At 70.3% G+C, this 20,274-nt stretch carries 16 protein-coding genes and 1 pseudogene; 8 read left to right on the plus strand and 9 right to left on the minus strand.

Translation table 11 applies throughout. The features are described from left to right. The first annotated feature begins 472 nt into the window (after window positions 1–472). Complete coding sequence (locus ABZ826_RS35885) at window positions 473–1,222, plus strand: ankyrin repeat domain-containing protein (RefSeq protein WP_361458286.1); 750 nt, start codon at window positions 473–475, stop codon at window positions 1,220–1,222. A gap of 61 nt (window positions 1,223–1,283) precedes the next feature. Here the strand turns inward: ABZ826_RS35885 and ABZ826_RS35890 are convergent, their stop codons facing one another. The 4 genes from ABZ826_RS35890 to ABZ826_RS35905 all read right to left on the minus strand — a co-directional run bounded on the left by ABZ826_RS35890 (window position 1,284) and on the right by ABZ826_RS35905 (window position 5,610). Next, window positions 1,284–1,994, minus strand: coding sequence for a GntR family transcriptional regulator (locus tag ABZ826_RS35890; RefSeq protein WP_361458241.1), 711 nt, complete (start codon window positions 1,992–1,994; stop codon window positions 1,284–1,286). A 151-nt stretch (window positions 1,995–2,145) separates the two neighbouring features. Then, entirely contained in the window at window positions 2,146–3,429 is a 1,284-nt protein-coding gene (locus tag ABZ826_RS35895; protein ID WP_361458244.1) for an amidohydrolase, read from the minus strand. A 663-nt stretch (window positions 3,430–4,092) separates the two neighbouring features. After that, window positions 4,093–5,028, minus strand: coding sequence for a hypothetical protein (locus tag ABZ826_RS35900; protein ID WP_361458247.1), 936 nt, complete (start codon window positions 5,026–5,028; stop codon window positions 4,093–4,095). A 21-nt stretch (window positions 5,029–5,049) separates the two neighbouring features. After that, window positions 5,050–5,610, minus strand: a complete 561-nt coding sequence (locus ABZ826_RS35905) for a hypothetical protein (protein ID WP_361458250.1) — start codon at window positions 5,608–5,610, stop codon at window positions 5,050–5,052. 157 nt (window positions 5,611–5,767) lie between these two features. On the opposite strand from ABZ826_RS35905, the gene ABZ826_RS35910 reads away from it, so the two are divergent. The 3 genes and pseudogenes from ABZ826_RS35910 to ABZ826_RS35920 all read left to right on the plus strand — a co-directional run bounded on the left by ABZ826_RS35910 (window position 5,768) and on the right by ABZ826_RS35920 (window position 9,261). Then, a complete protein-coding gene (locus ABZ826_RS35910) occupies window positions 5,768–6,874 on the plus strand; it encodes a HAMP domain-containing sensor histidine kinase (protein ID WP_361458253.1) in 1,107 nt (368 codons plus the stop codon). Between the two features lie 4 nt (window positions 6,875–6,878). Further along, window positions 6,879–7,558: pseudogene (locus ABZ826_RS35915) on the plus strand (response regulator transcription factor). A gap of 128 nt (window positions 7,559–7,686) precedes the next feature. Then, window positions 7,687–9,261, plus strand: coding sequence for an amidase (locus ABZ826_RS35920; protein WP_361458256.1), 1,575 nt, complete (start codon window positions 7,687–7,689; stop codon window positions 9,259–9,261). Window positions 9,262–9,325: 64 nt separating this feature from the next. Here ABZ826_RS35920 and ABZ826_RS35925 read toward each other — a convergent pair whose 3' ends face one another. After that, the gene (locus tag ABZ826_RS35925) at window positions 9,326–10,255 is read right to left on the minus strand and encodes a TIGR03619 family F420-dependent LLM class oxidoreductase (protein ID WP_361458259.1); all 930 of its coding nucleotides are present in this window, start codon (window positions 10,253–10,255) and stop codon (window positions 9,326–9,328) included. A 324-nt stretch (window positions 10,256–10,579) separates the two neighbouring features. Here ABZ826_RS35925 and ABZ826_RS35930 point away from each other — a divergent pair, with 324 nt between their 5' ends. After that, on the plus strand, window positions 10,580–10,918 hold the full coding sequence (locus ABZ826_RS35930) for a hypothetical protein (RefSeq protein ID WP_361458262.1): 339 nt from the start codon (window positions 10,580–10,582) through the stop codon (window positions 10,916–10,918). 230 nt (window positions 10,919–11,148) lie between these two features. On the opposite strand, the gene ABZ826_RS35935 is transcribed toward ABZ826_RS35930, so the two are convergent. Both ABZ826_RS35935 and ABZ826_RS35940 read right to left on the minus strand, forming a co-directional pair. Beyond that, window positions 11,149–11,811, minus strand: a complete 663-nt coding sequence (locus tag ABZ826_RS35935) for a response regulator transcription factor (protein WP_361458265.1) — start codon at window positions 11,809–11,811, stop codon at window positions 11,149–11,151. Then, a complete protein-coding gene (locus tag ABZ826_RS35940) occupies window positions 11,808–12,986 on the minus strand; it encodes a histidine kinase (RefSeq protein WP_361458268.1) in 1,179 nt (392 codons plus the stop codon). Before ABZ826_RS35940 ends, ABZ826_RS35935 begins: the two co-directional genes overlap by 4 nt. A 192-nt stretch (window positions 12,987–13,178) precedes the next feature. Between ABZ826_RS35940 and ABZ826_RS35945 the strand changes: the two genes are divergently transcribed. After that, window positions 13,179–14,018 (plus strand): ABC transporter ATP-binding protein, encoded by an 840-nt coding sequence (locus ABZ826_RS35945; protein WP_361458271.1) that lies wholly within the window; start codon window positions 13,179–13,181, stop codon window positions 14,016–14,018. Between the two features lie 492 nt (window positions 14,019–14,510). Here ABZ826_RS35945 and ABZ826_RS35950 read toward each other — a convergent pair whose 3' ends face one another. Further along, window positions 14,511–15,965, minus strand: a complete 1,455-nt coding sequence (locus ABZ826_RS35950) for a glyceraldehyde-3-phosphate dehydrogenase (RefSeq protein WP_361458274.1) — start codon at window positions 15,963–15,965, stop codon at window positions 14,511–14,513. 935 nt (window positions 15,966–16,900) lie between these two features. Here ABZ826_RS35950 and ABZ826_RS35955 point away from each other — a divergent pair. Further along, window positions 16,901–17,419 (plus strand): HIT family protein, encoded by a 519-nt coding sequence (locus ABZ826_RS35955; protein WP_361458277.1) that lies wholly within the window; start codon window positions 16,901–16,903, stop codon window positions 17,417–17,419. Window positions 17,420–17,462: 43 nt separating this feature from the next. Here ABZ826_RS35955 and ABZ826_RS35960 read toward each other — a convergent pair whose 3' ends face one another. Further along, window positions 17,463–19,556: a SpoIIE family protein phosphatase gene (locus ABZ826_RS35960; RefSeq protein WP_361458280.1), complete on the minus strand. Its 2,094-nt coding sequence runs from the start codon at window positions 19,554–19,556 to the stop codon at window positions 17,463–17,465. A gap of 295 nt (window positions 19,557–19,851) precedes the next feature. Here ABZ826_RS35960 and ABZ826_RS35965 point away from each other — a divergent pair, with 295 nt between their 5' ends. After that, complete coding sequence (locus ABZ826_RS35965; protein WP_361458283.1) at window positions 19,852–19,989, plus strand: hypothetical protein; 138 nt, start codon at window positions 19,852–19,854, stop codon at window positions 19,987–19,989. The last annotated feature ends 285 nt before the right edge of the window (window positions 19,990–20,274 follow it).

A 20,274-nucleotide genomic window follows, 5' to 3' on the forward strand; every position in this document is an offset into this window, starting at 1 on the left:
CCACCGGGCCAGGCACCACGACGTCGGCAAGACCGTCAAACGCGCCGAATCGATCAAAGAACACCAAGCCCGCCCACGTTAAACGCCAAGCTGAGGTCGGAACGGTTTGCCGAGCCGGTGGAGCTGTCCAGCCACAACACTGGACTCGACCCACCGCATCCGCGACGCACCGAATGCCGACACGACCGGCCACATCCGCGACGCGGTGGCCGGTCGTGCCCGGCCCTCGGGCACGGCGCATCAACCGTTCGGCCGACACGGCAGTCATCCGGACCGCTCCGCTGCCCGATTCGCTTCACCGACCACGGGGTCCGCGCGCGGCTTGAGACTGGATGCGGCGGCGCCCACTCGTCCGCCCGGTCCGTCATCTGCTGCGCTTCCCCCCGATCGAAGGCCTCGGGCAGCGGCGGGCATCCGAGCCGAGAGAGGACCCATGACACCCGCACGACACTCCGTCCGCCTCCTCGCGGCGCTGGCGGGCGTGCTCGCGCTCACTGCCGCCTGCACCGCCCGGTCCGGCAGCGACAGCAGCGACACCGCCGCCCGGCAGCGAACCCCTCCGGCGGGCACCACCGCCGCCTCACCCGCGAAATCGCCGACGCATTCACCGACCCGCTCCCCCGCGGATCCGGCGGCCGACCGGGACCTGCTCGGGGCGGCACGCTCCGGTGCCACGGACTCCGTACGCGATGCCATCGAGCGCGGTGCCGATCCGGAAACCCGCGACGAGCACGGCCGCACCCCTCTTCTACTGGCCGTCACCGGCGACCACGTGGCAGCGGCCGGCATCCTCGTCAAGGCCGGGGCGGACCCCGACGCACTGGACCGACGGCACGACACGCCCTGGTTGGTGACCGGCGTGACGGGTAGCGCGGCCATGGCGCGGACCCTGGCCGCCGCCCATCCCGACTACACCGTCGTCAACCGGTACGGCGGCACCTCCCTCATCCCCGCGTCCGAGCGCGGCCACGTCGACTACGTCAGGGAGGTCATCACCAACCCGGAGATCGACATCGACGTCAACCACGTCAACAACCTCGGCTGGACCGCGCTCCTGGAGGCCGTCATCCTCGGTGACGGCGGCCAGGCTCACCAGAAAGTGGTCGAACTGCTCCTCGACGCGGGGGCCGACCGGTCCCTCTCCGACAGGAACGGTGTGAGCCCGCTCCAGCACGCCCAGCAAAAGGGCTACACCGAGATCGCACGGATGCTGCGCGGGTAGGAGCGTTCACATCCGGGCTCATGAAGGACTGCACTGCCCGATGAGCGGCGTGCCGGATTCCTCAGGGGCCGGATGTGGAGGTGACGGACCGCAGGGCGAGCTCTCGGCTCTTGCGGACGTGGAGCAGGGTGATCGCCCCGGCGGCCTCGACGTCCCCGGCGGCGATGCGTTCGTACATTTCACTGTGCTGCGCGCGCATGGGCGCGGGTTCCGTGTTCAGCCCGAACAGCAGGCGCAGCTGTCCGTTCAGCCGCCGCATGAGCTGGGCCAGCAACGGGTTGTCCGCCAGCGCCACGATCCGGTCGTGGAAGGCGGTGCCCGCGTCGTTCTCCCGCATCCGTTCCCCCGCCGCCGCGGCGGCCTCGGCCTGTTCCAGTGCGGCCCGCAGGGCCGCCAGCTCAGCGGCCTCCTCGGCCGGGGCGAGAGCCACGCGGCGAGCCGCGAGGCGCGAGGCCTGGATGGCCAGCGGTTCCCACACGTCGTACAGGTGCTCCACATCGGAGCGCTCCAGTCGGCGCACCCGCACACCGCTGTGCGGCAACAGGTCCAGCAGGCCTTCTTCCACCAGCGCCCGCAGAGCCTCGCGAACCGGCACCCGCGACATCCGAAGGTCCTCGGCGATCTCGCGTTCCACCACACGGGCACCCTGCGCGTAGCTGCCGTCGATGATGCGTTCCCTGATGGCCCGGCGCGCGAGCTCGCTCAGTGGCGTGCGCGGCGTAGTGGCCGTCGGCTCTCCTCCGTCGTCCTGCCGGCCGGTGCTTGCCGTCACGTACGGCGTCCTTTCTGTGCCTTCCTCGTCCGCCCCGGTGCCCGCGAGTCGCTGAACGCTCGCGGACACCGGACATCCCGTCACCCTATGCGGGTGGCCGGACGACGCGGCGCTGCACGCTGCGGGACGGCATGACGGCAGGACGCGGCGGTCATGTCAGCCTGCCGTCACGCGCCACCACGCGGCCGCCGTGCACCACCAGGTCCCGTGCGGGCATGTCCACCACGACCTGCGGCAGGCACTCGGCCCGCATCAGGACGAAGTCGGCCGGCGAGCCCGGCGAGAAGTCCGCGCGGGGCAGCCGCATGACATCCGCGCCACCGTGCGCGCCCACCTCGTAGCAGGCCGCCAGTTCCTCGTCGAGGCGCACATCCGTGACCCAGCCGAGCAGGTGTGCCCGGTGGAGCATGTCCGCGTTGCCGAAGGGGCTCCAGGAGTCACGCACCCCGTCCGACCCGAGCCCGACCCGTACGCCGTGCTCCCGCAGTTTCGCGATCGGCAGGACGAGTGATTCGCTGGGCGCCACGGTGGTCAAGGCGATGTCCAGGTCACCGAGGTCCTCCGCCATTGCGGCCAGTTCGGTGTCGGAGAGGCCGGGCAGGCAGAAGACATGGCTGACGGTCACCTTCCCCTGCAAGGACAGGGCCCGGGTGCGGTCGATGACGGCGTGCAGCACCGTCAAGCCCTTCTCGCCCCGGTCGTGCAGATGGATGTCCACGCCGACGCCGTACCGTTCCGCAAGGTCGAAGACGAGGTCCAGTTGCTCGTCCATCGCCTGGTCGAAGCCGATCGGATCGATCCCGCCGATCATGTCCACGAGCCCGCTCCGAGCCGCCTGCTCGAGCAGAGCCGCCGTGCCGGGAGCGCGGACCACGCCATGCTGCGGAAAGGCCACGATCTGCACGTCGAGCGCGTGCTGGAGCCGTTCGCGTGCCTGCGCGACGCCTTCCACGCAGGTCAGTCCGTAGGCCGGAGCGATGTCGGCGTGTGCCCGCATGGCCCGCGTCCCGCGGGTCACTGCATGCGCCATGAGCCCATGAGCCCGCTCGCCCACCGTCCGGTGCTGGCTGCGGAACAGTGCCACGTCCTGGGCGGCGAAGTCGGCGATGCTGTTCGCCGGTTCGCGCGAGACCCATGAGCCGCCCCACGTCGTCTTGTCGGGATGAATGTGCGCGTCCACCAGCGACGGCAGGGCGATGCGGCCACCGCCCTCGATCACCCTGGCACCCCGGGGGGCCCGTTCGCCGGTGATCCGGCCGTCGACGACGGTGAGATCCACGGGTTTCGCCGCGCCCATCGGCCGCACGTCACGGAAGATCACCGCGTTGCCGGGACGGCTCCGGGGGTCGGCCTGGGCGGATGGCGTGGTCGCGGACAGTGCGACACCGGTGTCTGCCAGGGAGGCGGCACCGGCCAGGACACCACGCCGGGTCATCGGAGAGGGAGGGGCGTCATGGGATTCCTTCGGATGGGAGAGAGAGGCAGGGACAGGGGCAGGGGCCGCGTCAGGCCGTCTGACGGCCCATCGGCAGGAACACGATGTCTCAGAAGCGGCACCAGGGCCTTTCGTCTGGATCAGACCGGATCAGCGAGCGGGGTCCGGTGCCGTGGATCGCGAGGCGGAGGAGAGAGTCATGGCGGAGTCGTGGCGGAGTCGTGGCGACCGACGACAACGCGGCGGGGCGCGGTGCCGGGGCACGCGAGCCCCGGGGCATGTCCAGGTGCCGCCGCCGCGGACGGGGCCGCGGCGGTGCCCGCGAGGGCGGCGGCCCCGGCGAGTACGCCGCGTCGGGTGACACGGCCGGGCGGGGGCGGTGCGGAATCGACACACATGGCGGGCTCCTCGATATGAGATGTACGGCCGGGCCAGTTTGTATACCAAGACATGTTACGAGGCAAGATCTCGCACCCCCACTTGCCAGACATGCCCGATCTCTCCCCTACCTGCACTCTCTTCATCGCACTCCGGTATACAACTTGACGCGACAGCCCGGCGGCGGGCGGTCAGCTAAGGGCTGTCCGGTATGGGGAGAGTCGCCGCATTCCGGCAGCCCGCGGTGACGGCACAGGAACTCGCGGGCTCCCGCGCCGTCAAGAATCACCTCCACTCGACCGGTTGCTCGGCCCGCTCATCGCTTTGCGGCAGGCGGTTCAGAGCAAGCCCCAGAAGCATCACCGCGTACACACACAGCACAGCGACCCCGGCCCACCACGGAAGCGGGAAGTATCCGGCGGCGGGCGCGAAGTGGGCGACGACCTGCGGATATTCAATGAGGGTCTGCTGGGCGGCGAAGCCGGCGGCCGGAGTAACCCGCAGCAGCCACTGTGACAGGCCGTCGGAAAGCAGCGGGAAAAACGTCACCACGTACGGGACCGCGATCGCCAGGACGGCGACGAGAATCGCGAGCCAGACGCGCCGAAGCAGGGTGCCGAGCGCGAGCGCGAGCGTGGCGGCGAGGGCGAGCACGGCGGCCGTACCGACGACGACCCGCACTCCGGTGAGCGCGGACACCCCGATGACCGAGATCCCGTTCCCCTTCAGGATCGCCACGCCGACCGGGATCACGATCCCCACGGCGAGGAGACCGGTCACAAACGTGACGGCTCCGACGACGACCGCCTTCGCCACGAGCACCCGGCGGGTGATCGGCGCGCCGCGGTACTCGGAGGTGGCGAACCGCACTGCGACCACGAGCACGATGAGCAGTCCGAGGGGCAGGCCGCCGAGGGCACGCTCCACCGGGCGGCCGCCATCCTCGGCACCTCCCGGCCCGATGTCGCCGGTGCCGGTGATGGTGATCGTGCCGCCCTCCTCCCCCGCTCCGGACGCCTTGTGGTACTTCTCCCAGTCAGTCTGGTTCATCTCGCCGACGGCGTCTTTCCTCCAGCCCCCGGCGGAGTCCGCGCCCTTGAGGCCGACGTTGTCGAAGACACCGGCGGCCTGCGTGAAGCGCACCTCTTCCGTGGCACCGCCAAGGCCGACAGGCCGCAGCGTCAGGTCGCCGGGAGAGGTGGCGAACAGACCGACCTGCACAGTCCTGGGCAGCCCGGACAGCTAGGCCGTGCCCACCTTTGCCCACCGCTCGCCGTCGGCGGACTCGTAGCCGGTGATGGTGTCGCCCGACCGCGTCAGCCGCAGCCAGCGCGGCGACTTGGCCGAGACCCCACCGTCGCTGCCTGCGGTGTCATGGCGGTAGTCGTACTGCATCCGCACGCCGTGGCTGCCAGAGAGCATCAACGCCGCGTAGGAGGATCCCTGGCGGACACCGTCCTTGATGATGATCCCTGCCTTCGCCCATGGCACCAGGCCCGGGACGATCTGGTCGTGGTTCGGCGGTGGGTAGGTGATCGTGCCCGTCATGGACGTCATCCGGACCGTGATACTGCCGTTCTCGCCCAGATCGCGATGCAGGAAGTAGAACTGGTCGTTGACGAGGGAGCCGTCCGGCCCGATTGGTTCGGCCGGGCACGGGCCGTCGCAGGACGCGCGGTTGCCGAACGCATGGAGCAGACCGAGGGTGACGACGACCAGAGCCGCAGCCCACATCGCGATCAGCCGGCCCGGACGTCGGAATCTGGTCCACTCCTGCCGGAGTAGTTCGTTGGTCGTAAGCATGGACCCGGTTCTACGGATTCGACCATAACGTGGTCCGAACCGCCCCTGTTATGTCGCTGTTAGGTGCGGCGGGGCATCCTGAGTCCGGCCGGACCTGAGCGGGAAGAGGAACATGGGCAAGCTGCGGAGCGGAACCGTCGCACGGCGATTCACTATCTTGTACGCTACTGGGTTCCTCGGGTCCGGAATCGTGCTGCTCGCCCTGACCTACCTGATGTCCGGTGGCCGGGTGACGAGCGTCGCTCCTGAGCAGCCCCCGGCCGGCCAGTCCAACTTTGCCGCCGGGCAGCGGATCCGGGATCTGGAGAGGCAACTCTCGGACGTGCATGCGCAGCAGAACCACCAGCTGCTGGTCGGCTCGCTGATCGCGCTGGTGGTGATGGTGGGCGTCTCGCTCCTGCTCGGCCGGGTCCTCGCCGGCCGAGTCCTGCGCCCGCTGCGGCTGATCACCGCTGCGACACGGCGGATCTCCGCGGAGAACCTGCATCAGCGGCTCGCCGTGGCCGGACCCGTCGACGAGGTCAAGGAGCTCGCCGACACGGTCGACGGTCTTCTGGAACGTCTCGAAGCCTCATTCGTCGCGCAGCGCCGGTTTGTCGGCAACGCCTCGCACGAACTGCGCACGCCGCTGGCGACGATGCGGGCGTCGCTGGACGTTGCCGTCGCCAAACCGGAGCCGGCGGCGCAGACCCTCGCGCTCGCCGGCCGGTTGCGGACCGAGCTCGACCGGGTGGATCACCTGCTGGGCGGCTTCCTCGTCCTTGCACGGGCGCAGCACGGCACCCTCGCCGACCGGACCCCTGTGTCGCTCGGCAAGCTGGCGCGGGAGGCGCTGACCGCCCGGGCCGCCGACATTGCCGCGAAGACGCTGACCGTCGACGACGACGTGCGGCCGAGCGCCTGGACCCGGGGTAGTCGGGCGCTGCTGTCCCGGATGGTGGAGAACATGATCGACAACGCGATCGTGCACAACCAGGAAAGCGGCTGGATCCGGATCTCCACCGAGCACGACGACAGCGCGGCACGCCTCGTCGTCGAGACCGGCGGGCGCGTCCTCGACCAGGGGCAGGTAGACCGGCTGACGCAGCCGTTCGAGCGGCTCGGCGCCGACCGGACGGGGTCGGAGGGGAGTTCCGGCCTGGGGTTGTCGATCGTCGCAGCGATCGTCGCAGCGCACGGCGGCCGCCTCGCCCTACTGGCCCGGCCGGAGGGCGGCCTGTGCGTTGCGGCGGCGCTGCTGTCAACGGCCGGTTCGGAAGCGTGACACGGTGAGGGTTCTGGTCGTGGAGGACGCGCGGTCGCTTGCCGAGGTCGTCGCCGAGGGACTGCGGGATCAGGGGATGGCCGTCGATGTTGCGCACGACGGTCTTGCCGCCGCCGCCAAGCTCAACCTGAACGCGTACGACGTGGTGGTCCTCGACCGCGACCTGCCCGGCATCCACGGCGACACGCTCTGCCAAATGATCACCGAGCGGGACGACGCGCGATGGTGCTGATGCTGACTGCGGCCGGGGCGCCCGGCGACCGGGTCAGCGGTCTCACCCTCGGCGCCGACGACTACCTCGCCAAGCCCTTCCACTTCCCGGAGCTGATCCTGCGCATTCGGTCCCTGGCCCGCCGCAGGCCGGCCGCCCGGGCCCGCGCGCTGCGTGCCGCCGGCCTCGAACTCGACCCGGTACGCCGGACCGCCCTCCGTGACGGCCATCCGCTGGAGCTGTCCGTCAAGGAGTTCGCCGTCCTGGAGGCGCTGCTGCGCGCCAGTCCAGGCTTCCTGAGCGCCGAGGACCTCCTGGAACAGGTGTGGGACGAGAACGTTGACCCCTTCACCAACACGGTGACGGTCACCATCGGCCGGTTGCGCCGCAAGCTGGGCAGCCCACCGGTCATCACGACGACGTCCGGGGTGGGCTATCGCATCGCCGACGCTCCGACCCTGATAGGGCTCTGATCGGCCAGAGTCACGGCGGTCCAGATCCCTCCGGGAGAGGAACATGATGAGTATTGAGACATCCACCCCGTTGTGCAAAGCGGCATTTCATGACCTGCTCCAGAGGCCTATACGGTCCGATTCATGGAGTGGAATTTCCGACGGCCGAAGACCTCGCGACTGCCTTGCGTGCCGGTGAAGTGACCTCGGCGGAGCTGACCGACGAGGCGATCGCCCGTATTGAGCGGGACGACACAGCGATCAACGCGATCTGTGTGCCGGACTTCGACCGTGCACGGGCCGCCGCGCGCGGTGCCGACCAGGCTCGCGCCCGCGGTGAGGACCGGCCGCTGCTCGGCATTCCGGTGACGGTCAAAGAGTCCTACAACATGGCCGGGCTGCCCACGACCTGGGGCATTCCGCTACACCGGAACTACATGCCGGCCGAGGACGCGGTGCAGGTGTCGCGGCTCAAGGCCGCAGGCGCGGTGGTGCTCGGTAAGACCAACGTGCCCTTGGGGCTGCAAGATGTGCAGAGCTTCAACGAGATCTACGGCACCACCAATAACCCGTGGGATCGCGGTCGCACGCCGGGTGGATCCTCCGGCGGATCAGCGGCGGCCCTGGTGTCCGGATTCGGCGCGCTGTCCATCGGCTCCGACCTCGCCGGTTCGTTGCGCACCCCCGCACACTTCTGCGGTGTCTACGCACACAAGCCGACACTCGGGCTGGCGGCGAACCGCGGTATGGTCCCGCCGTCCGCGCCGGCATGGCCGGCCGACCTCGACCTCGCCGTCGTCGGTCCGATGGCGCGCGCGGCCCGCGACCTCACGCTCCTGCTCGACGTAATGGCCGGACCGGATCCGCTGACGCTCGGTGTGGCGCACGACGTGACGCTGCCGCCCGCGCGCCACGAGCGGCTCTGCGACTTCCGGGTCTTGGTCCTCGACAAGCATCCGCACATTCCGACCGGGTCCGCTGTGCTGGCGGGCGTGAACCGGGTGGCCGACGCGCTTGTCGACGGCGGCGCCCGCGTCGAACGGCACAGTCCGCTGCTGCCCGATCTGGCCGAAGCCGCGGTGCTCTACACGCAGTTGCTGTTTTCGAGCTCCGTTGCACGTTTTCCCGAACTGTACGAGCAGCTGCGGACCCGGGCCGCCGGGCTGAGCGCAGACGACCAGAGTCTCGATGCGGCACGGCTGCGCGGCATGGTGTTCAGCCACCGCGACTGGATCGAGGCGAACAGCCGTCGCGAGCTCCACCGCCACGGCTGGCGGCAGCTCTTCGCCGAGTTCGACGCCGTGGTGTGTCCAATCACACCCACTCCCGCGTTCCCGCACGACCACAACCCCGATCCGAGGGAACGCCGGATCGACATCGACGGCGTCGAGTACCCGTACTTCGACCAGCTCGTCTGGGCCGGTCTGGCCACCATGCCCGGCCTACCCGCCACCGCCATACCAGCGGGCCGGTCCCCCGAGGGTCTACCGGTGGGAGTGCAGCTCATCGGTCCGATGTTCGAGGACCGCACCGCGCTGCGGCTGGCCGAACTGCTCGAACAGAAGATCGGTGAGGGGTGTCCGACTGGGCGGGGTCCACCCAACGCGTCCGGACCGGTCCGAGGGCGTGCCGACACGAGCCCGTCGCCCCGGCACCCCTTCGAGCGAGCCTTGCGACCGGTACCGGCACACGGCTCGGACTCGTCAACAGGGCGGACCGCGTGACGGCGTCCGTCCCGCCGGCCCCATTCCCGCCGGGCAGCAGCCCCGGACACCCTCACGCGTTCGGTCAGACGCCTGCGGCGCGCGCCGCCTCGTACACCTCGGTCGCCACGTCGATCAGTTCCGCGGCGTCACGCGTCGCGCCCTGGAGGTCCAGCAAGAACTCCGGTACGCCCGTTTCCGCATGCGCCACCAGGTCCTCGACGATCTGGGCCACGCTCCCGTGGAAGGGTTGGCGGCCCGTGCCCTCGACCGGCTTGGCGCTGTACCGCGCATTGGCTCGGGCACAGACGTCGAGCGGACGCTCCCGACCGCGCTCGGCGGCCATGTCCTGAACCCGCTGCCACTGCTCGGCCAGCTGAGCGGCTCCCGCGGCCACGGGCATCCAGCCGTCCGCCCGGTCCACCAGACGGTGGGTGGCACGCGGGCTGTTCGCGGGCAGGTAGACCGGAATGGAGCGCACCGGCTTGGGGCCGACCTCGGACGGGGCGATGGTGGTCAGCTCGCCCTCGTAGGAGACGGGGTCCGGTCCCCAGACGGCCGCGCACACGTCCAGCAGTTCGTCCAGGACCGCGCCGCGCTTCTCGAAGGGCGCGACGGAGGCGGCCGCGTACTCGTCCAGAGACCATCCCGTGCCCAGGCCCGCGACCACTCGCCCACCGCTCGCCACATCCAGCGACGCGAGGGAACGGGCCAATTGGAACGGCACGTGCAACGGCGCGACCAGGACACTGGTCCCGAGCCGCGCCCGGTCGGTCGCCGCGGCGGCCAGCGCGAGCGTGACCAGCGGGTCGGCGACACTGCGATATTGGTCGGGCCACGGCAGTCCCGGCACACCATAGAGCCCCTGGGTCGCGGGCTCGGGGAACAGGACACGCTCGAAGACCCACAGGCTCGCGTACCCGGCCTCCTCCGCCGCGCGCGCGACGGTGGCCACATCACGGCCGATGTCGTACTGCTTCATCTGCGGGAGACCAAGACCGAGTGAGACCGTCATGTACGCACTCCTTCACGATGACCAGGGGCAACTACCGTAAGGTACCCACTTGTTCCTCCCCCGTCGCGCATCGAAACATGTGGAGGGCCCGGTGGGGCGGACTGCCGACGGCGTGTTCCCGGGACCGGCCCGGGTGTGCGGGGCTCGTCCGTGTCCGCCCGCGCCCTCCCCGGCGGATACGAGCGGACTACGCCGAGGCGTCGGGTTCTCGGCCACCAGGGCACGGGCTCAAGCCGGTGGTCCTGCCGATGCCAGGGGGGAGACAGAGGGACGACCACCGACCGCCGCACAACGGCGTGGACGGCCGCGCTGGACCGCGCGACCGTGCTCACGAACCGGCGCGTGCTGACCGCCTGGGACGCGATGCGCATCCGCGCGATTCTGGCCGTCGGTCTCTACGTCCTGGCGATCCGCGATGCCGTCCCCGCCGACCGGGTGACCCCGGACAGCCTGGACCGCTTGCTCGCGGACCCGGACCACCTCCACGACACGGTCGCGGAACAGACGGACGGCCTCGCCGACCCCGCCACCAAGGAGTGGGCCTGGCTCGACGCACCGCTGCGCATGTGCTCACACGTCCCGGAACCACCGACACCCCAGACCAGTGTGAACGCCTGTCTGGACGAAGCCCGTCTCCGCGTCGAGCGCGCCCTGAAACCCTGACGCTGCGTGCGCACCGCTCCGGTGCGGGGCGGCAGGCGGCAGGCGGCAGGCGGCAGGCGGCAGGCGGCAGGCGGCAGGCGGCAGGCGGCAGGCGGCAGGCGGCAGGCGGCAGGCGGCAGGCGGCAGCAAACCGGATCACGGCGCGAGCCTCAGCGGCTGCTTTCCAGCAGCTCGTCCACGAGACGGGGTGTCGCGACGTCTCCGACTTCGCCACGGGCCCGGGGACGCGCTCAGCGAGGCAGCGTGACCAGCCCCCTTTCATAGGCGGTGATCACGAGCTGAACCCGGTCCCGGGCGCCCAGTTTGGTGAACAGCCGTGACACGTGCGACTTGGCGGTGGCCACCGTGATGAAGAGATCCTCTGCGATCTCGCTGTTCGACCTGCCGCGTCCGACCAGCGTCAGCACTTCCCGTTCCCGCTCGGTGAGGCCGTCGACCGGCCGTGGGGAGCGCTCCGAGGCAGCCACGGGGCGCCTGACGAAGTCAGCGATCAGACGGCGCGTGACACCCGGCGCGATCAGTGCGTCGCCGTCGGCGACGACGCGGATCGCCGCGAGGATGTCGTCCAGCGCCATGTCCTTGACCACGAAGCCGCTCGCGCCGGCCCGGAGCGCGCCGTAGACGTGATCGTCCTCGTCGAAGGTGGTCAGGACGAGGACGCGCGTGGTCGCCGGGCCGGCGGTGATCCGCCGAGTGGACTCGATCCCGTCCATGCCGGGCATCCGGATGTCCATCACCACGACATCCGGGCTGACGTCCCTGACCAGTTGGAGCGCTTCGATGCCGGTGGCGGCCTCGCCGACGACCTCCAGGCCGGGTTGATCGGAAATGAGCACGCGCAGACCGGACCGCACCAGCGGCTGGTCGTCGGCGAGCACGACCCGGACGGTCATCGGGCCTCCACCGGAACGGCGACGGGCTCGGGCAGCGGCAGCCGCGCCGCCACCCGGAAGCCGCCCTCGGGACACGGCCCCGCGCTGAGGTGGCCGTGCAGCAGACCGACCCGCTCCCGCATCCCCACCATGCCGAAGCCATGGGCCGAACCGTTCTCAGCGGCGCCCCGCCCGTCGTCGACGACCTCCACGGACAGCTCCTCGTCCCCGTAGTCGATGGCCACCCGACAATGCCCGGCGCCTGCGTGGCGGACCACGTTGGTCAGCGCCTCCTGCACGATACGGTAGGCGGACAGGTCAATGTCGGCCGGCAGAGGACGCTGTTCCCCACTGCGGCACACCTCGACGCGTACCCCCGCGTCAGCAGTCGCCGCCGCCAGCCGTTCGACGTCCGCCAGCCCCGGCGAGGGTACGAGCAGGGCCTGCCCCGAGTCCGCTACGCCACCCAGGTCGGCCTGACGGAGCGCCACCAGCGTGCGCCGAAGACCCGACAGGGTCTCTCTGCTGGTGGCCTCGATCACTCGCAGCGCCTCGCGCGCCTCCGCAGGCTGCGTCTCGATGACCCGGCTCCCCACCCCTGCCTGGATGGCGATGATGCCGATGCTGTGCGCAACCATGTCGTGCAGTTCCCGCGCGATCCGCAGCCGTTCGGCGGTCACGGCCTCGACCACCTCCTGCGAACGCAACACCACCGCGTGCTCGCGACGCTCGCGGCTCAGCAGACCGACCGTGCAGGACGCAGCCATCGCCAAGAAGGCGATCACGCCGTTGACCGTCAGGTTGTCCCCGTTCGCGAAGCCGCCGATCAGCAAGATCTGCACGGCGAAGGACACCGCCACGGCGACGATCGAAGCGCGCCGCGCGCGGGTGGCGACGATGAACCCCAGGACGAGGTCCGCCGCCGCATACGGCAGAAACTCGCCCTGGAACGTCACCGACCGGCTCGTCGGGACGGCGCCGGAAGTAAACACCACCACGGCGGTGGCCCCGAACAGCGTCATGGCCAGAGTCGGCAGCGGCGCCCGTCGCAGCACACCGACGAGCAGGGTCGCAGCGAGCAGCGCCCCGACGCCGTGGACCGTCCCCGAGGCCCGCGGCGCACCCCCCACCAGCAGAACCAGCGCGAAGAGGTACAGGACACCCCCCGCCCAGGCCACGGTCTTCGATCTCGTCATCGGTGGTGTGTCCTTCCGAGAGGGAGGCTGCGAGGCGAGGACGCGCGCAGGCAACGGGGCGGTGCGGCGTCCATGCCGCGACACTAACCAGCCACCGCCCGCGCGGCATCGGCCCAGGGATGTACGCCCGCGGGCCGACCCGGCCGCGCGATTGCCATCCACGGCCCCATGCCCGGACGAGGACCTCCCGTCATGGTTGACCTCGTGATCGAAGTCAACGAACTCACCAAGCGCTACGGCAGCAGGACCGCGGTCGACCGTCTGTCCTTCACCGTGCGGCCGGGCCAGGTCACCGGATTCCTCGGCCCCAACGGAGCGGGCAAGACCACCACTCTGCGGATGATCCTCGGCCTGGACGCACCCACCGGCGGCACCGCCACCGTCAGCGGCGTCCCCTTCCGCACCCGCCCACGCGGTCTGCGGCACGTCGGCGCCCTCCTCGACGCCGGCCAGGTCCACGGCGGACGCACCGCCGCGGCCCATCTGTCCGCCCTCGCCCGCAGTAATGGCATCCCGCTGCGTCGGGTGGACGACGTGCTGCACGAGGTGGGTTTGGCCGAGGCGGCGACCAGCCCCATCGGCGGATTCTCGCTCGGCATGAAGCAGCGGCTCGGGATCGCCACCGCCCTCCTCGGCGACCCGCCCGTGTTGATGTTCGACGAGCCGATCAACGGCATGGACCCGGAGGGCGTGCTCTGGGTGCGCCGCCTCTTCCGGCGGCTGGCCGCCGAGGGCCGCACGGTCTTCCTCTCCAGCCACCTGCTGTCGGAGATGCAGAACACCGCCGATCACCTCGTCGTCATCGGCCGGGGCCGGCTCATCGCCGCCGAGTCGGTGCGGGACTTCGCGGCCCGCGGCACGCGCCTCAGCATCGTGGTGGGCACTCCACAGGCCGCCGAGCTGGCAGCGGTACTGACCGGCGCGGGCGCGTCGGTCGAGCCGGAGGTCGCCAGGCGCCGAGAAGCTCCGTCTGGCTGGGCACGGCGGCGTTGGTCCGGGCACCGGACCCGGACACGGCGCGCGCCGTCCTGACTCCGGACCGGTACGCCGATATCAAGGTGCACGACTGGCAGTTCGGCGGGCGGCCGTCATGACCCGAGGACGTCCGGGGCGACATCATCGCCGAAGCCCTGCGGATCGCTCGGGATCCTCGTGCTTCTCCCGCACCCGCGTATGCATCGGCCTGGCACACGCCGATGGAACCGTGGGTTCACGCTGACGGGTGTTCGGTTCCCCTGAACCCACGGGATCACGGTCCGGCACTCCCGAGGCTGCCGCGAAGCGCAAGCAGTACCGGATCGACACCAGGGGCGTCCTGCGCATACGTCGGAGCGCTGCCCGTACTCCGTACCGTCGGACACTGGACGTTACGAAGTACGGGCAGCGCACTGTTCCCCAAAGGCCGCAAGGCATTTCAGCCGGCGGCAACAAAACGCGGGCGATGCGCGCCGAGCCCAAAGTCGCGCACGCACTGCGCATCCTCGGCCGACGTCGCGCATCGACGCGCGGAGGCTGGAGCCGAGATCAGACCGCCGGGGCCGGGTAGGTCGGGTACTCCACCCCGGAGACGTGCTGCACGACGCGAATGACCTGGCAGGAGTAGCCGAACTCGTTGTCGTACCAGAGGTAGAGGATCGCATTGTCGCCCTCGACCTTGGTGGCGCCCGCGTCGACGATCGACGCGTGGCGCGAGCCGATGAAGTCGCTCGACACCGCGTCCGGGGCGGTGGTGAAGTCGATCTGCCGCTTGAGCGGCGACGTCAGCGACACATTGCGGAGGTAGTCGAGGACCTCCTCGCGATCGGCCTCACGGCCGAGCCGCAGGCTGAGGATCGCGATCGAGACGTCCGGCACCGGGACGCGGATCGAGCTGCCGGTGATCGGCGCCTTGAGGTCGGGCAGGGCCTTGGCGACGGCGGAGGCGGCACCGGTCTCGGTGATGACCATGTTCAGCGGCGCCGAACGGCCGCGCCGGTCGGCCTTGTGGTAATTGTCCAGCAGGTTCTGGTCGTTGGTGAACGAGTGGACGGTCTCCACGTGGCCGCGCAGCACGCCGTACTCGTCCGCCATCGCCTTCAGCGGCGGGACGATCGCGTTGGTGGTGCAGGAGGCGCAGGACAGGATCTGCTCGTCCGGCTTGATCGTGTCGTGGTTGACGCCGTGCACGATGTTGGGGACGTCGCCCTTGCCCGGTGCGGTCAGGACGACCTTCCCGATACCGGGGCGCAGGTGGTTCGACAGGCCCTCGCGGTCACGCCACTTGCCGGTGTTGTCGATGAGGATGGCGTCCTTGATACCGTACGCCGTGTAGTCGACCTCCGACGGGTCGTTGGCGTAGATCACCTTGATCTCGTTGCCGTTGGCGACGATCGTGCTGTTCGCCTCGTCGACGGTGATCGTGCCCTGGAACTGGCCGTGGATGGAGTCGCGGCGCAGCAGCGAGGCGCGCTTGACGAGATCCTCGACGGCCCGGCCGCCGCCCCCGCGGACGACGATGGCGCGCAGCCGCAGGCCGTTCCCGGAGCCGGACTTCTCGATGAGCAGCCGGGCGACCAGGCGGCCGATGCGGCCGAAGCCGTACAGGACGACATCGCGTCCCTCGCGGCGCTCGATCTTGTTGGCACCCGTGGCACCGGCGACGGCCTCGGCGGTGAACTCCTCGACCGAGAGACCGCGGTCGTCGGTCCTGAACGTCGCGGCGAGCATGCCGATGTCGATCTGGGAAGGGCCGAGATCCAGCGTGGTGAGAGCCTGCAGGAAGGGCAGCGTCTCGGTGACCGAGAGCTCCTCACCGGCGATCTGCCGGGCGAAGCGGTGGGTCTTGAGGATGCTGACCACCGACTTGTTCACCAAGGAGCGGCTGTGAAGCAGGACCGTGACATCCCGCTCCCGGTGCAGTTTCCCAATGATGGGGATCATCGACTCCGCGATCTCCTCGCGGTTCTTCCAGCTGGTGAACGAGTCCTCGTTGACAGTCACAGATTTATCTTTCGAGCTAGGCGGCGCTCATATGGTAACCCCCTGGCACTTTGATCATTCAAACGGTGCCGCTTGAGCGGAGTGCGGCGACCGGGCCTCACGTCCGACCCAAGGCGGAGAAGGGGTCGTCGCGCAGGCAGGGCATGGGCTTCGCGCCGACCGACGGGCGGCCGGGGTGCTCACGCGGAGCCACCGCGGCCCTCTCCCGTGAATGGTGTGCGGGGCCTCCTGATGCTGTGCGGGGCCGGTACGCACGACGCAGCGGAACGAGCAGACGTTCGTGCCGAAGCCGCTCGCCGCCCCGCCCCGTCCTCTCCGACGCCGTCGTCGCCGGACGGCTCACATCCCTTCACGATGCCGGAACGTCCACCGGATCGCCCCGCCCCGAACCCCGCGCCGGGCGGCGGGACTGTTGTCCGTCGTGCAGCGTCGGCTCCTGGCACTGCCCCACTGAAGCCAGGGCGGTCGGCCCGCTCTCGACCCGGTGGACTCGAACGTCACCCGTGCCCGGCGTACCCGTGCAGGAGAGAGCTGACATACCGTCATGCATCAACACGTGTCAAGGTCGCTGACGGGACGTCGGCGCCGCGGGCACCATCTCCCATGGCTACGACGGGATCCGCTTCGGCCCCGCGTCCGCCCACCGGCAGCTCGTCCGCGCACCCCGCCGCCGGTGAAGAGCACCGCCTGGGAGTCACGCGGCCGCCATGGACAGCGAACGCCCCCTGGCCCCTCAGGCAGGGGCGTTCGGGGCCACGGCGAGACACGCCCGGCCTGCTCGCCGATGGGTTCGGATCCGCCCGGTCGATGGTGGCTCTCGGGCTGGGCCTCGGCACGATGGCCGTCATGGCCGGGTGGAAGCGCTGAGGGGCGACCGCTCACCCTCCCGTCCACGGGCCACGGCAGACTGATGCCTTCCATGGAGAGGGGCTCTGATGCCGGTGGACCGCGAAGCCGTGAATATCCGGTCGTACGTCGAACGAACGCGTAGTGGGCCGTGCTTCGTCTGCGCATTTCTCGCCGGACACCCCGACTACCGGCACGAGACCGTCTTCGAGGACGAGCACCATGTGGCCTTCCTCGACCGATGGCCCACGCTGCCCGGAAAGGTCCTGGTGGCCCCGAAGGCGCACATCGAGCATGTCGTCCGCGATCTGGACGAGACGGCTTATTCCCGGCTCATGCTCGTCGTCCGCGAGATCGCTCTCGCGGTCGAGGACGTCCATGACTGCGAGCGAACCTATCTGTACAGCCTCGGCAGTCAGCAGGGGAACGCCCATCTGCACTGGCACATCGCGGCGCTGCCTCCTGGGGTGCCTTACGAGCAGCAGCAGTTCCATGCCCTGATGTCCGAGAACGGCGCCCTGTCCCCGTCGGCCCGGGAAACGGCCGATAGGGCGTCGCGTCTGCGCAGAGCCGTTGCCGAACGTGGCGTCCTCGGGCCGCCGCGGTGAGGGACGGCCGGCCGGCCCCAGGCGGCGCGGAACCGTGCGAGGGTCACTCCTCTCCCGCGGATCGCGGACATGGTCGGGGCCGGGCGATGAGTACCGCCACGTCGTCGTGGTCGGCCGGATCACGCAGCGCGTCCAGGAGCCGGTCGCAGGTCTCCTCCAGCGAACCGTCGGAGCCGTCGAGCACACGCAGCAAGAGGTCGAGGCGGGCGTCGATGGCGTCGCGGCGCGTTTCGACCAGCCCGTCGGTGTAGAGGACCAGTTGATCACCGGGACGCAGCGGCACGGTGGCCGCTTCGAAGGGGACGCCGCCGACCCCGAGAGGCGCTCCGGAGGGCAGGTCGAGCAGTTCGGAGTGGTCGCCGGCGGGTGTCAGCGCCGGGGGCAGATGTCCCGCCGCAGCGATGCAGCACGACTCGCTGTGCGGGTCGTATTCGGCGTAGATGCAGGTGGCGATGGAGGGCTCCAGGCCGGCGGTGATCTTGTCGAGGTGTTGCAGCACCCGATCGGGCGGGAGGCCCAGATCGGCCAGCGTGGCGGTGGCGGTGCGCAGACGGCCCATCGCGGCAGCCGCGTCGATGCCGCTGCCCATCACGTCGCCCACCACGAATGCCGTCCTGTCCTCGGCGAGGGGAATGACGTCGAACCAGTCTCCGCCGACCTCGGTGGATGTGCCGGCGGGTTGGTAGCGGGTGGCGATCTCCAGGCCCGGCGGCGGCACCGGCCGCGGGAGCAGACTGCGCTGGAGCGTGACCGCCGTGTTGCGGACGCTCTGGTAGAGGCGCGCGTTGTCCAGGGACACCGCGGTTCGGCCGGCCAGTTCACCGGCCAGGGTGACGTCGTCCGCGTCGAAGGGCAGCGGATTCCGGCCGCGCATCAGGCCCAGCACACCGAACGTTCCCTCCTGGGCGGCCAGCGGTATCGCGAGATACGAGTGGATGCCGAAACTGGCCAGGACAGCGGCGGCACCGGCGTCACGGGCGATGCGTGCCAGATCCCACTCCTCCACGTGACTCACCAGGACGGGATGACCGGTCCGTACGCATCGGGTGGGCAGCCTGTCGGCGCCGTAGCTGACCAACTGGCCGGCCGTGCCGACGGCGCGGGCCGCCTCGCTGAGGCCGGCGGCCTTCACCGCGAGGGTACGAAAGAGCGCCGGGCCGCCGACGGGATTCGCGGGCCGACGATCGTCCAGCGCGGAGTCCAGTACGTCCACGACCGCGACATCGGCGAGTTCGGGCACCACGACATCGGCCAGTTCGCGGGCTGTCTGCCGCATGTCCAAGGTGGTACCGATGCGGGCCGAGCCCTCGGCGATCAGCGCCAGACGCTGCCGAGCCTGGGCTGCTTCCTTGATCGCACTGTACCGATCGGTGACTTCCACCGCCGATATGGCGACGCCCAGTACCTGACCGTCGGGCCCCTGGAGCCGGTAGACGGAGACGGACCAGGCATGGTCGTTGTCAGGGTCGGCCGGAGTGCGGCTGATGGTGTACCTGTCGACCTGTGGAAGTCCGGTCTCCAGAACCTCCCTGACCGCTGCCTCGGATGCGTCGATGCTGACGGAGGGCAGGACCTCGCGGAACCTCCGACCGATGTGGTCCTCGGCGGACAGGCCGTGCATCCGCTCCATCGCGGGATTGACGGCCACATAGCGCAGATCGGTGTCGAGAACCTCCAGGCCGATCGGTGACTGGGCGATCAGCTGTGTGGACAACGCGACGTCCCGCTCCACCTCACGCAGCTTCGAGGCGTCCGTGGCGATGCCCAGAGCGTGCAGGTCTCCCTGCTCGGTCGCCAGCCGAGCGCCGTGGAGTTCCACCAACCGCGTGCTGCCGTCCTTGTGCCGTGCGGGGAAGACTGCGGCCCAGCCGCGGCCGGTCTCCAGCATCCGTTCGCACATGCCGCCCACGAGGTCCGTGTACCGTTCATGCACCAGCAGCGGCGCCGCCCTCCGGCCCAGCACTTCTTGCGCGGAGTAGCCGAACAATTCCTCGGACTGCGGGCCCCACAACACGATCCGCCCGGAGGTGTCCAGCACCACCACGGCCACACCGAGCGCGTCCAGTACGCCACTGGGCCGCTCCAGTCGCGGGCCCGACGCATCGTTGCCGGCATCGAAGGTTCCCGCTTCGCTCATCCCGGGCGCTCCTTCCACCTGCCGACGTGGCGCGCCCCCGGCGTCGGCCTGCGGCTGCGGCGCCGGGAGGGTCCCCGTGCCTCCCTGGTGCTTCCATAGTCCCCCGAGACCACCGCCGACGCACCGCACCCTGGCCGGGTCGTGATCACGCACGACCCTCCGCGTCAGGGCGCCGGATCCGCACCTGCACGCCTTTGGTCCCGCGACGGCCCAGATGCCCGCGGGTCGACGGCGGACCTGGCCCTCGCCGAGGGGCGGTCGACGGACCGTACCGCCCTGCTGCTTGGATCAGCACGTGATTCCCGCTGATGACCCGACCGGTGGCGGGCCGGGGCCCGCACGCCTCGCCGTCGCTCTCACCGTGGGAGCCGCGGCTGCGGCCGCGTACATGATCTTCGTGTTCACGCATCCGGACCTGCCGATTCAGGAGTAGACCGAGGGCGCGGCCCGGGACGGATCCGGCTCGTCGTCAAGCGGAGACGGCAGGGGACGCCCCAAGAAGCTGGGCGCGCAGGACATTCTCGTAGATCTCGGTCCGGATTCGTCCGCACGGCCTGTGCCTCGGGGCGTGCGGTCGGCTGCGCGGCATGCCGAAGGACCGGCGCGGGCAGCGTCGGTGCTGCCCACGCCGGCCCTGGCCGCGGCGGGGTGGGTGTGGAGTCCGCGGATCAGTAGGCGGAGTTCACGTTGTCGATCGAACCGTAGCGGTGGGCGGCGT

The sequence above is a fragment of the Streptomyces sp. NPDC047515 genome, from assembly GCF_040643055.1.
Taxonomy (GTDB): domain Bacteria; phylum Actinomycetota; class Actinomycetes; order Streptomycetales; family Streptomycetaceae; genus Streptomyces.

Coding starts and splice junctions, on each gene's coding strand:
- ABZ826_RS35940 (WP_361458268.1), bottom strand. CDS start 12,986: ATGACGAGATCGAAGACCGTGGCCTGGGCGGGGGGTGTCCTGTACCTC.
- ABZ826_RS35945 (WP_361458271.1), top strand. CDS start 13,179: ATGGTTGACCTCGTGATCGAAGTCAACGAACTCACCAAGCGCTACGGC.
- ABZ826_RS35955 (WP_361458277.1), top strand. CDS start 16,901: ATGCCGGTGGACCGCGAAGCCGTGAATATCCGGTCGTACGTCGAACGA.
- ABZ826_RS35935 (WP_361458265.1), bottom strand. CDS start 11,811: ATGACCGTCCGGGTCGTGCTCGCCGACGACCAGCCGCTGGTGCGGTCC.
- ABZ826_RS35960 (WP_361458280.1), bottom strand. CDS start 19,556: ATGAGCGAAGCGGGAACCTTCGATGCCGGCAACGATGCGTCGGGCCCG.
- ABZ826_RS35895 (WP_361458244.1), bottom strand. CDS start 3,429: ATGACCCGGCGTGGTGTCCTGGCCGGTGCCGCCTCCCTGGCAGACACC.
- ABZ826_RS35905 (WP_361458250.1), bottom strand. CDS start 5,610: ATGCTTACGACCAACGAACTACTCCGGCAGGAGTGGACCAGATTCCGA.
- ABZ826_RS35925 (WP_361458259.1), bottom strand. CDS start 10,255: ATGACGGTCTCACTCGGTCTTGGTCTCCCGCAGATGAAGCAGTACGAC.